Raw genomic sequence first — 12776 nt, forward strand, 5'->3', positions numbered from 1 at the left:
AGATTCCACAATTTGATTGTCTTGTCATGACTGGCGGAAGCTAAAGTTTTGCCATCCCGGCTGAAGACGACGCTGTTGACCGAATCGCTATGCCCCCTGAGAGTGGTAATTTCTTTGCCCGTCTCGAGATTCCACAATTTGATTGTCTTGTCATGACTGGCGGAAGCTAAAGTTTTGCCATCCCGGCTGAAGACGACGCTGTTGACCGAATCGCTATGCCCTTCGAGACGATTTTGTTCATGAATATTAGTACTAGATAAAATTCTCTGTAAACTAAACAAAGGGCTGTATGCTGGATAGTCTGCTAAAGATTGTTTATCCTTGACCAGACTTTTTAATGTTCCTGCCGTCTCCATTGCTAATAGCAGAGCATCAAATTCCCTGGAATCCTCAAACATCTGCAACGCATTTGTTCCCTCTTGTTCCAATTGTGTAGCCGTTAAAGCAACTTTTCTGGCTGCTTCTGCCTTTTTGAGTTCCTCCACAGAAGTTTTACGGTCATTGACTGCCTCTTGTAGTTGTTGATTTGCTTGGTTTGCCTGTATTTCAGCTTGACTAACCTTTTCGTTAGCTGCTGCCACTTTGTTTTGGGCTAGTTTCAGATTTTGCTGTGTCTGATTCACTTGAGCATTTGCTGTATTCAGTTTTGAAGTTGCGTTACTAAGATTCCGTTTTGCCTGTGCTGCTTGTTTTGATATCTGTTTATTTTCAGCTGATATCCGCTGATTATCTTGCTTGGTTGCTGCGGTTTCTGTCCTTGCCTTTTTTAACTCTTTCTGAGCATTATTTGTTTCTGCCTTAGCTGATTGTGCTACTGCGATCGCATTCTTGGATACCTCAAGACTTTTTTGAGTAACTATAAATGATGCTACCGCCCCCACCAGAGCAAAACCTAACACCAAAGAACCAATACGAATCCGTTGATTAGCTTTGTGGTTCGCCTCCGCTAATACCTGCTTTGCCTGTTCCTCTGCCTCCAGCCTTTTCTGTACATCACGCTTTTCCAACTCTTGGCTAGCAGCTAAAAACCGATAGTCCAAGTCACTCAAACTTTTACCGACTGCCCATTCTTGAGCATCATGCAAAGTTTGTCCCCGCAACAAGCGCGACTCATCTTGACGTTCAGACTCAACCCAAGCGTTCAATGTATCGGAGTAGGGACGCAAGTTTGCTAAAATCTTTTCGCACCATTCCTGCTTAAACACCTCTGCGTAAATCTGGTTATAAATTCGCAGCTTCCCCTCCCGCTTCACCACCAAACCCGTCAACCGCAGTTCTGTTTGTTCAGGACTATCATCAGCTACTATCTCTCCCTGCTGCAAAATCTGCTGATACAACCCCAACAATCGTCCAGTCCTCTGTTCCCCACTCTGCAAAATTCTGTCACGAATCGTCTTCAAATGCTCCGGCTCATCTTGAGTCTCCCAATTTTCAATAATCCGCCTTCTTACCACCCCTGCCACAAACCCCTTAATTTGGGATTTCTCCTCGTCTCCATAAGACACGATAAATCGCGTCTCTACAGGGCATTCCTCAATTAACAACTTACAAATTTTCTGCGTCAAAAATGGCTGTCCCCCCGTCCAAGCCAGCACTGCCGCCATTGCCTCTTGAGGATTTCCCGTTACCGCCAAACCTCGCGCCAAGGGTTGCGCCTCTTGGAGTTGAAAGCCAGTCAAATCAATTGCTTGCCCAATATTAAAAGGTGTGCGCCGTTTATCTTGAATCAAATCTGAGGGTGTAGATACGCCAATCAAAGCAAAGGTGAGGCGATTATATTCAGGATGGTCTGCTCGTCGGTTGTAACAATCGCGAATAACTGCAAAAAAGTCATCGAAGTTGAATGAAAGACTCAAAACGCTGTCAATTTCATCAATAAAAATAACAATATTTTTAGTAATTGTTTTTAGTAATATTGTTTCAATAAACTTGCTCAAACGCTGTACTGGTGAAAGTAACCTGTTATCAGTCCACCAAGTATCTAAATCAAAAGTTGGATAAATATTAAAACTTCCCACCAGAGTATCAATCACCCCGGCATACCACTGTTCTAGCGTAATATCTGCCGTCCCAATAGCTGTAATATCAACAACAGCACAAGCAAATCCCTCAATTTGCAACTGCTGCATCACCTGCACCCGCAAGCTAGATTTCCCCATTTGCCGGGAATTGAGTACATAACAAAAATTTCCAGCTTTCAAGCCTTCATAGAGGTCATGGTCAGCTTGCCGTCTAACATAAGTTGGTGCATTTTGAGGAAGACTACCACCGACTTGATATTGGTACTGGATCATAAACAATTCAAAATTCAGCGCGAGTTAGACAAACCTCTCCCTGCCTTGAACTTTAGTTCAAGTCTGTCCCTCTCCGAATCGGAGAGGGACGGTTTTTGCGTAGTAAAACCTCTTAGTGGTCTTTTTGTTATGGCTAGGCTACTTAGACAGATAGTATATAATTTATCGAACTCACGTAATATAAGTTTGATAGGGTATGTTAGCGATCGCATAAGCCATCGAGAGTATTGGTGTACGCAATAATTACGAATTACGAATTAAATTAGCTAGCCGTTTTAAGACTTTAACGACAGTATGTATATCATCCCGACTATCTAAAGCAAATAAATCAGATAGGGCGTATTGTGAGGTTTCAGCTTTCATCAGTTTGAGAAATCTAAATTCATTACCATTAGAGATAAACCCAAATACAGGTTTTTCGGAACTTACATCCGCTAGCATATAAGCCAATGCTTGTGGAATTGCTGGCACTAAGGAGTAATCTGCTCGTTTTGCTTCTACAACCAGAACCCAGAATGGTGGTTTAAAAACTAAGATATCAATACGTCCTCTAACAATTGTGCCTTCGTCTTCAGAACAAATTTCTACCTGTTGTTCCGACCCAATATAAAAAGGCGGTTGATAAAAACCTGCTAGACGCAATAGTGGAGATAGCACCACCATTTTGACTACAGGTTCTAAAATTTGGTAGCGGGATAAATGCAAATATTCTGCCTTGACTTCGTTGAGAGATTGCTTTTCTAAGTCACTCAACTCAGGTAAATCATGCTGCCACTCTGAGAAAAACTGTTCGTTGTCTGCACGTTGTAGCCCAAATTCATCAATAAGTTGGGCTAAGGTTATATCTCTTCCTTGAATAACTTGAACCATTTTTTGATCCTTTTAGTTAAATAGTAATTGCAAATGAAAGTTCTATTGCACTCCTAATGTAGTTTTTTAATTTTTAATTCCTAAGCGATTCAAAAAATATTGACGATACAATTCACATAGAGGCACCACTTCATTGCCTTGAAACTTAACTAACCCCATACTGCGGAGTTTAAACGCTTCAGTTGTGCCTACATCGACGGGGCGATTTGCTGTCATCACTTGTTTAACCGCAGCCAGTAATTCTGCATCCTCTTGCAAATTTAGCCAATGGCGGCGTAAATGGTCACTGTAAGGCCCTTCCTCAGTTGCAGCGATTTTTTGCAGATTTTCCAGCGTCATCCTCCCACGGGCAATTTCATAAAGCGCTACCCGCACTAAATAAGGATGACCACCCACCAGTGTGATTAATTCTTCAATTTGCGAGTTAGACCAATTGAGTCTGTGACGCTGTACCAAGTTTTGTATTTGTATTTGATTTAAGTCTGGCAACTCAATGGGTAAACCCACATTAAAAGGCGACTGATTTATATTGAGTGGGATATAAACTTCCTTAGAATGCACAATCACCAACCGGAGATTTTTCCAAACTGTCTCATTCTTTGAGCGCTCATGCCAAGCTCGTAGCAATCCAAAAAAATCAGCAGCAATTTTGGGATGCTTGAAGACTTCATCGACTTCATCCAAACCCAAAGCTATGGGCTTATTAATCGCAGGTAATAAATACCGTTGAAAATAATTTGTACATTTATTTTTGCTACCTAAAACACCTTTCCAATACTCGTCTAACTTATCGGGTAGATTCAGTTCATAAGTAATGCTGGCGCAGAACCACTGCAAAAACTGATCTAAATTGCCAAGAAATTCTGCATCGGCTGACTGGAAATTCACGGGTACAGTCTGATAGCCATGTTGACTAGCATGATGGAGAACCCGCGACATGAGGGAAGTTTTGCCCATCTGCCGGGGAGCTTTGATGCGAATTAAGGCCCCTGGTTGAAGAATCGCTTCATAACAGTCTACCTCAATAGGTGATCGCTCTATATAGAAGGGAGAGTTTAAAGATACCTGTCCTTCTGGATTTTCTAGGGAGATTGCTGGTTTTCTCTCGGTATCTGGAATAGTTTCGTTTGCAGAAATAGCACCTTTGGGATTGTTCCGACTTTTCAACACTGGGGTGGAAGACTCTGGAATACTTTCTAAGTCAATAGCGCTACAGCCAAACTCGTAGGCATCCTCATATGACCTATCAGCGCCTAGTGCATCATAAAAGCCTACTGCAAATTTAATCGCGGCCCTGTCTCCAATTGCCCGATTCATCCCAACCACGCAGTTAATGTGTTGATAAATTGCCTCGGCTTGCACCTCGCTATAGCAGGCATTTAATAAGATACACTCAACCTTGTCCTTAAATAACTTAAATAGCCTTACCAGTGACTCTGTACTCACCAGCTGCGTTTGCCCTGTATTATTTTCCAAGGCTAAACCTTGATTTCCTCCACCATGTCCAGAAAAATGGATAATATGAGGATCGTGATCTAAAAGCGCCCGCCGCAAATCATCAGCACGCACTGCCCATTTAGTAATAAGTTCAAACTTCTCTCGGCTGCGAGAACGTTGCAACCCTTCCTGAATTTCCCTTACTTCCTCGTCCAAGCGGAGTTTATCTGTCGTTGTGGGATTAGCTGACACAATCAGGATTTTTTTCACAGCGCTATCAACTATTGAATGCAGGCTTCTGGCTTAGATGTAGTTTACTACAGCAGATAACTAGACAATTACTGATAGCGCATTACCGTTAACGAGTTTTTTATCCTCGTGAATGAGTCTTTTAGCTCCGTTAACGAGTCTTTTAGCTCCGTTAACGAGTCTTTAATACTCATGAAAATGACAGTAATTTTCACAAGCGTAGAATACACATAATTGTAGGGGCAAAATATATTGTGCCCCTACACGTATAGTCTATTCAATTGAAAACTGCTGTAATCCTTAGCCAGATGCAACCTAACTAATCTTAATGCCCAGTATTTTCTTGGCAACTTGCGTTTAAATAAAAGCTTTGACATTCCTTAGCTTCCACTAATTGCCTAACCGGCTCACCAGACTGACAACTCATCAAAGTTGCCTCCAGTGCAGCCAGTGTAACAACAGTGGCTAGTCCCAGCACTGTAGCTCGTTTTCTAGGTTTGATTATACTGACTAAAGTATCTATCACAGTGGCAGTACCAACAACTTCAATTGGCTTGAGTACTTTCAAAGCAACAGCCGCATTAGCATAGCGACGTTTCTGATTTGGTTCTACCATTTTCATCAACCACGACTGAAAACGCGGACTGATTTGAGGAATTAATTTCTGGAAATTAAAGTGATAGTTATCATCAATTAATTTCCTAATCTCAACAGAACGGGTATTAGTAAGTAAGCAAATTAGTGTTGCTCCTAAACTATATAAATCTGATGCCTCAGTCAGGGAATGACCAAACTGTTCCTCTGGTGGCATAAAACCTGGGGTTCCTGCTACAAAGCTACTAAGAGCTATTTTTGTACCCTGTATCCTAGCTAAACCAAAATCAACCAGGTAAGCATTCAGTTGTTCATCAACCAAAATATTCTCTGGCTTAATATCCCGATGAATAATTGGGGGAACTTGCTTTTGCAAATAAACCAAAATTTCTAAGATTGACAGAGCAATTTGCTTAATTTCTTCAGGATGAAAGCTGCGTCTTAATCCCAAGGATGGGGCATTTTTGTATTCCTGCACCAGATAAAAAACCCCTGGCATTTCAAAGCAATCTACATAGTGAGGGATGCGGGAATGATTCAGTTGTTGCAAGATTTTAATTTCGCGCTCATAAGCTTTCACTCCTGACAAATCAGCACCTGCACGAGCAAAACAAAACTCTTTAATCACCACCTGTTGATTAGAGTTGAGGACATTAGCTAGATAAGTAATGCGTCCCCCTTCTCTATTGCGTCCTAGTTCGGTGATAACTTGATAGCCAAGTTCAGAAAAATCTGGATAGTGATTTAAGGGAATTACCCCTTTATATCCATTGTGCATATCAAGCTCCATTCCACTCCACATGAGTTTGATTTTGTCAAGGTGCAATAAAAAATAAGAGGGACTCACCCAGATTGTTAGCCGTATTCTTGCACACACCAAGATAGATAGGCACAAAGTTATTCTTGGTGACGGACACTTGGCTCAATGTCACAACAAGTGTCCTCAATGGTCAGTCTACTTTCGTCTTTGCATCTTGGCGCGAAATTATCACCTTTGCGCTAACCAATCGATAATCTGGGCATTAACAACATCTGGAACCTCATCGTGGGGACAGTGACCGGCATTGGGAATGGGAACAATTTTGATTTCTTTGCCATTCTCCCACGCCTTTTCGTAAATCTTAGCCCCGGTAATTGGTGTCCAAGGATCATCAGCACCCCAAATTATTAATAAAGGACGTTCGACTTTGGGCAAAAGTTCCTCTGGACTTGGGCCAGGAGGGGCTATGAGAATGGAGGCGAAGACTTGTTGCGCTCCTTCTTCGCAAGAGGGAGTATAAAGTAAATCGACTAATTCATCGGTGACGGCTTCACGGTTCCGGTAAACTTGGTAGAGAGTACGGCGAATTTGGGCTTTTTGGCGGATGCGGTTATAGACAAATTTACCTGTAATTGGCGATCGCACAAACCGATTAAAAGCTGTCATCACAATCCGTAGTGGCGGATTCAATTCGTGAGGACGATGACTCAACCCACCCGCAGAGTTAATTAAAATACCGCCAGCAGCAATTTCTGGATGTTCTACCAGTACAATCAAGCTCAAAAGTGCGCCGATGGAGTTGCCAATAAATACAGCAGGTTCGTGTATATGTGCTGTGCAGAAATCTTTCAGCAGTTCCACCCAAACTTCCACACTGTAATCAATGGGCGCTTTATCGGAACCACCAAAACCTAAAAGGTCTATAGCAAATACCTGGTAGCCAGCATCAGCTAAAACTGGGATATTTTTGCGCCAGTGTCCAATGGAAGCACCAAAGCCGTGAACCAGTACCAAAGGGCGTCCTGTGCCCATAACGGTATACTGAATTTTGTAGCCCTGCCAAGTCCAAAAGAATTTTTCAAAGGCGTCTTGGGTTGCAAGCTGCTGTGTAGTTACAGTCATTAATAAGATTAATAAAGTGTTTCTTCAATATACTAATGTTCTCTGACCTCATGACTCCTAACTCCTCACTCCTAACTCCTAACTTCTAACTCCTCACTTAGTACGGGCAAAACGCCCCGCTACCGCTAACAGCACTCAGCACTGATTAGATGTTAGTTCCATCCACCCCAAGGGATTAATAAGTCGAGGGATACCAAATACCCTTGTGACTTTTTAGACGAATGGTAGTGTGAGATGAAATACATAAATCAAAGTAACTTTGCTAATTTGAGCAAATTTGTTCTGGCTGCAACCTCTGTGGCAATATTTTCGCCAATAGCTTCTGCCTATGGAGCTTTAGGGTTTTCTACCACCGTCACCCAAATAGCTGATAATTCCACAGGTCAACAAATTTTAGCCGATAAAAAAGTAGAACTAAGGAGTCGTACTACTACTATTAGGCGGCAAATTATCACCACAAAAAGCCGCACTCAGGTAAATACTAGTAGTATTTCAGGAAAAGGGAAAAAAACAGGTTTTAGCCTTGCCATTTGGCAACCATCGGGTAACTTTTCAGAGGTGATTGCTCGCATTTCTGTCAAGAGTAAAGATGGCAATAGCTATTTAAAAGAGCGGTTCTTGGGTGATTACAAGTACAAGATTAAGCAAAAAGCAAAATTTGCTAAGGGGTTAAAAGTTAGCGATCGCATCGTTGTGCGATTGTATGATCTTCAAAACCGCTTTATTGGCTACAGCGAATTTGAATGTTTGTCGGCAAATACCACAGTTAACCTGATTTTGTCAGCCAAACCTAGAGAATACCAAGTCGTTCGCATTGTTTATGGTATTGATACTGACCAAGATGGCACTATTGACACAAATACCACCACCTACGACTACTTTACCCAAGCCAGCGACCAAGGTGTTATTTTCCTAAGCAGTTCCCAAACCTTCCAAGGTAGTCAATTCCAAGTAGAAGGTTTGTCAACAATTGCAGCAACTAGTGTTTATCCTCTCTCTTTTACTGAAGGAGAGTATGCTTTAGTCCGTCAGTCGTTCGTTAGCGCCTTTAGTTCCGACTTGGCAAAGGTTTTGCAAGCTACTCCTGGCAGCTTGGTGCAGGTAATTGAAGTTAGCGATAACTCTAGCTACGATATCAGCCAAATGCTCATGAATTATCGCCAAGTCAACATGTTTCGCATTCTGCAAGTTGGATTTTCTGATGTTTCCCCAGACTACTGGGCTAAAGATTTTATTGCCAAATTGGCAGCAATGGAAATTCTCGAAGGTTTTCCTGATGGGACTTTCCACCCTGATGCACCGGTAACTCGTGCCCAGTTTGCGGTAATGGTGCAGAAAGCGTTTGCCAAGGGGAAAATTCGCCAAGCAGTCACTTTTAAGGATGTCTCAACTCAAAATTGGGCTTACAATGCCATCAGCGAAGTTTATCAAATGGGCTTTTTAAACGCTGTTACTGGCAAGGATTTCAACCCCAGCCAAAGGCTTTCTCGTCTTGACGTTTTGGTAGCATTAGCGCAGGGATTAAATTATCAAAGCGGTGGTTCCACTGATACAATCTTATCTGTTTACAGTGATGCAAATTCTATTCGTCGTGAACATCGCAGTCTGATTGCTGCTTTGACACAACATGCTATAGTCGTCAACTATCCCAATGTGAAGTTGCTAAATGCTGAACGAATCGCAACCAGGTCTGAAGTGTCTGCTTTGTTATACCAAGCCCTGTCTAGCACTGGAAAGGTAGCAAACATCTCCTCGCAGTACGTCGTTGGACAACAATAAGTGCAGTTTAGGAGCAGATTGAAACTTTGACGGAGGGTGTCAAACCGCGTCGCCATTGCAACCAAGGAATTAGTAATGGTGCTGACGGCTGTCAATCAATTTTGGATTTTAGACTTTCCTGCGGAACGCTACACGTAGCTTGCTTCTCCGTAGGGGTACGGCTAAACTCAGTCGAACGATTTTAGATTTTAGATTGAAAAGAGCAATCAAGTCATTGGCTTTCTCATTTAATCCAAGGATAATGGAAATAGGACAATCACAAAAGGTCTAGTCAAGTCACTAATCCAAGCAACATCTGATTGAGTCGCTTGATCAATGTGATGATGCACGACTGTCATCTGGGCATACTTCGCATAAAATGAGATACTTGCATCAACATCACTGGCTGCAAGTGCAATGTGAGTAAAACCAAGATCAGACATTATAAAGAACTCCGTGGGTAGACTTGATCGGACGAATGTAGGTATTGACCTCAGTGCTTACTAAGAAAGCTGACACGATTGATAATGAAGGTAGGCGTTATCTTCACAAATTTTATGTTTTTAACTTGGTTAGACAGCAACTCTTGGCTGCTAGAAATCGGTGGGAAACGAATACTAATTGACCCTTGGCTGGTTGGTTCGTTAATTTTTAGCAATTTGGATTGGTTGTTTAAAGGTTCGCGATCGCAAAATCGTCCAATACCAGATAATATTGATCTGATCCTGCTATCTCAAGGTTTAGAAGACCACGCTCACCCACCAACGCTCAAGCTACTCGACCACAACATCAAGGTTGTAGCTTCTGTGAATGCAGCCAAGGTAGTACAGCAATTAGGTTACACCCAAGTAACTACTCTGGCTCATGGTGAAACTTTCACTTTAAATAATCAAGTTGAAATTAAGGCTTTCCCCGGTTCGCCTATTGGGCCAACTCTGGTAGAAAATAGTTATCTCCTCAAAGAATTGGAGAGTGGTTTAACCGTATACTACGAGCCTCACGGGTATCATTCTCCACAACTTCAGCAAGCTACACCTATCGATGTAGTGATTACACCGTTTATTGATATGACGTTGCCTTTACTAGGGCCGATTATTAAAGGACAAAATAGTGCTTTAGAAGTAGTAAAGTCCTTACAACCTCAAGTAATAATACCTACAGCGGCTGGTGGAGATGTGGCGTTTGAAGGATTCCTGATGAAACTTATTCAAACTAAAGGAACTGCTGAGGAATTTCGTTCGCTATTAGAAAAGAACAATCTTTCGACGCGGGTGCTTGATCCCAAACCAGGCGATCGCTTTGAACTACGCTTAGAAAAGCGAGCATTAGCAATCTAATCAGAGCAGATGCTGGATGCCGACATCCAACCAATGTTTAGTGGATTATCTACATTAGCGAGAGCTAATCAAATAAATGCCCAGCCGTCGCCAATCCTTTTTAGAGGTTGGCGTTCCGATAATTACTCGTGAAGTTCACGATAACTATATACGGCTGGGCATTTATTTCTTTGCAAAATATGCTAATCCTGGATTTCTCCAATTCAGCTTAAGTAAGATGTAAGGTAAAAAAAATCTAAAAATCAACCGAAAATACCCTGAGGGGGCATTGCATCTTGATATCCAGAAAAGGTTTAATGCAAGATTGACCCTTGAATTTAGAAGGCTTGAGTATAATGAAGACCCTCCCCGGATTGCTATTTGTACTTAGCTTCATGGTAATAGCTTGCAGTCCGTCTCCAGATAAAACGGCGTCTTCCAACCCTGAAGTCACAACCGCTCCAGTTCAAGTAAAAGAGCAAAAGACACAAAATAAGCCTTTAGTTGTAACGACAGTCGCTCCTTTAACGAATATTGTAAGTAACATTGCAGGCGATCGCTTAGAAGTTAAGGGGATTATTCCCGAAGGAACCGACTCCCATACCTTTGAACCTCGTCCCAGTGATGCTGATTTACTATCCAAAGCTAATCTGATCATCGCCAATGGGTTGCATTTAGAATCCCCGACAGAAAAACTAGCTAAGGCCTCGAAGCCCAAAGAAACTAAAATATTTGAACTAGGTAGTAATACCATTACCAAAGAGCAATGGCTTTTTGACTTCAGCTTTCCTAAAGAAAAGGGTGATCCCAATCCTCATCTGTGGGTAAACCCGAAGTATGCTGAAAATTACGCCAAACTAGCCGCCCAACAGTTAACCACCTTAGATCCTGCTGGCAAAGACTACTATGCTACTAATCTCAAAAATTATTTACAACGTCTGGATGCCCTAGACAAAGCAACACGAGAAATCGTCGCTAGTATTCCCGCCAAAAACCGTAAACTTTTGACCTACCACGATTCTTGGGCGTATTGGGCCAGACAGTATGGTTTTCAAGTAATTGGTGCTATTCAACCTTCAGATTTCAAGGAACCATCTGCTCAAGATGTAGCAAAGCTAATTGACCAAATTCGGAAAACAGATGTCCCAGCAATTTTTGGTTCTGAGGTCTACCCCAGCAAGGTAGAAGAACAAATTGCCCGCGAAGCAAAGGTAAAAACAGCCAACACTGCCGATGATGAGTTACCAGGCAAGGGTTCAGCCAATGCAATTGAAAACACTAATCCTGAGCATACTTATATTGGCATGATGGCTAACAACATGCGAATTATCGCCTCTAATTTGGGAGGAAATCCTGATTTAGTGAAGAACTTGAACACTAGAAATGTTGTTGGTTCAACAGCAACTAAGTAAGATTAAGAAAATAAGTACAGCAGACTTCAGAAGTCAGAATACCCTATGGGAAGCAAACTACAGAATTCAGAAGTAGAACACGCTTTCTACCTGACTTTAAGACGAATCGTTATGTACAACACCCAATTTGAAATCTGCTGTATATGCAACCAATACTTGAAGTTAGAAGTTTAACCTGTGGTTATCAAACCCAGCCAGTGTTTAGGGATGTTAATTTGACGCTTTACCCAGGTCAACTTACTGGCTTGGTAGGGCCTTCTGGCAGTGGTAAAAGCACTTTAATCAGAGCGATTTTAGGGCTAGTTCAGCCTTGGGCTGGAGAAATTTGGTTTCGAGGAAAGCGCTTAAAGCCAGGAGTACCACCGCCTTTGGTAGGCTATGTGCCACAGGTGGAAACGGTGGATTGGACTTTTCCAGTTACGGCTCTGGAAGTAGTGATGATGGGGCGTTACCAAAAGCAGAAGATGTTGCCTTGGTCTACGCGTCGCGATCGCCTTGTTGCCAGCGAACTCCTAGAGCGCGTTGGGGTTGCCCATGTTGCCCATCAACCGATCGGTAATCTATCTGGTGGACAACAGCAAAGGGTTTTCATTGCCCGTGCTTTAGTCGGAGAACCAGAAATAGTTCTTCTAGATGAACCCACCAGCAGTTCAGACTTGCACGTTCAACATGAACTATTGCACCTATTAGCTGATTTGAATCAGCAAGGCTTGACAATTATCCTCTCCACCCATGACCTGAACTCGGTAGCGACTCATTTACCTTGGGTGTTGTGTTTCAACCACGGTTTAATTTGCCAAGGTCAACCTATCGATGTCTTCACTCCTGCAAATCTTGAGCAGACTTTTGGTGGAGAAATGGTAGTTTTCCATCAACAAGACCGAATCTTGATCGCTAGCGGTGGTACTTCCCTACGTCATCAAATGCAACACAACTTGCCACAAGTATTGCGTGCAAGATAATT

General features: G+C 42.3%; 10 protein-coding genes. 4 read left to right on the top strand and 6 right to left on the bottom strand.

Going from position 1 to position 12776, the window contains the following annotated elements; genetic code table 11:
* From V7K48_RS13965 to V7K48_RS13985, 5 genes are all read right to left on the bottom strand, one after another.
* Positions 1-2294: AAA-like domain-containing protein (locus V7K48_RS13965; protein WP_335073341.1), on the bottom strand; the 2294-nt coding region annotated here is incomplete at its 3' end.
* Between the two features lie 243 nt (positions 2295-2537).
* Entirely contained in the window at positions 2538-3164 is a 627-nt protein-coding gene (locus V7K48_RS13970; RefSeq protein ID WP_335073343.1) for a type I restriction endonuclease, read from the bottom strand.
* Between the two features lie 66 nt (positions 3165-3230).
* Positions 3231-4871, bottom strand: coding sequence for an AAA-like domain-containing protein (locus V7K48_RS13975; RefSeq protein ID WP_335073345.1), 1641 nt, complete (start codon positions 4869-4871; stop codon positions 3231-3233).
* 304 nt (positions 4872-5175) lie between these two features.
* Complete coding sequence (locus tag V7K48_RS13980; RefSeq protein ID WP_335073395.1) at positions 5176-6234, bottom strand: serine/threonine protein kinase; 1059 nt, start codon at positions 6232-6234, stop codon at positions 5176-5178.
* 198 nt (positions 6235-6432) lie between these two features.
* Positions 6433-7326, bottom strand: coding sequence for an alpha/beta fold hydrolase (locus V7K48_RS13985; protein WP_335073347.1), 894 nt, complete (start codon positions 7324-7326; stop codon positions 6433-6435).
* Between the two features lie 234 nt (positions 7327-7560).
* Between V7K48_RS13985 and V7K48_RS13990 the strand changes: the two genes are divergently transcribed.
* Positions 7561-9105 (top strand): S-layer homology domain-containing protein, encoded by a 1545-nt coding sequence (locus V7K48_RS13990; protein WP_335073348.1) that lies wholly within the window; start codon positions 7561-7563, stop codon positions 9103-9105.
* Between the two features lie 227 nt (positions 9106-9332).
* Here V7K48_RS13990 and V7K48_RS13995 read toward each other — a convergent pair whose 3' ends face one another.
* The gene (locus V7K48_RS13995) at positions 9333-9527 is read right to left on the bottom strand and encodes a VOC family protein (RefSeq protein WP_335073350.1); all 195 of its coding nucleotides are present in this window, start codon (positions 9525-9527) and stop codon (positions 9333-9335) included.
* A gap of 114 nt (positions 9528-9641) precedes the next feature.
* Between V7K48_RS13995 and V7K48_RS14000 the strand changes: the two genes are divergently transcribed.
* The 3 genes from V7K48_RS14000 to V7K48_RS14010 all read left to right on the top strand — a co-directional run bounded on the left by V7K48_RS14000 (position 9642) and on the right by V7K48_RS14010 (position 12774).
* The gene (locus V7K48_RS14000) at positions 9642-10421 is read left to right on the top strand and encodes an MBL fold metallo-hydrolase (protein ID WP_335073352.1); all 780 of its coding nucleotides are present in this window, start codon (positions 9642-9644) and stop codon (positions 10419-10421) included.
* A gap of 374 nt (positions 10422-10795) precedes the next feature.
* A complete protein-coding gene (locus V7K48_RS14005) occupies positions 10796-11812 on the top strand; it encodes a metal ABC transporter substrate-binding protein (protein WP_335073354.1) in 1017 nt (338 codons plus the stop codon).
* Between the two features lie 143 nt (positions 11813-11955).
* The gene (locus V7K48_RS14010; protein WP_335073356.1) at positions 11956-12774 is read left to right on the top strand and encodes a metal ABC transporter ATP-binding protein; all 819 of its coding nucleotides are present in this window, start codon (positions 11956-11958) and stop codon (positions 12772-12774) included.
* Positions 12775-12776 lie beyond the last annotated feature (2 nt).

Source organism: Nostoc sp., assembly GCF_036919615.1.
Classification (GTDB): Bacteria; Cyanobacteriota; Cyanobacteriia; order Cyanobacteriales; family Nostocaceae; genus Nostoc.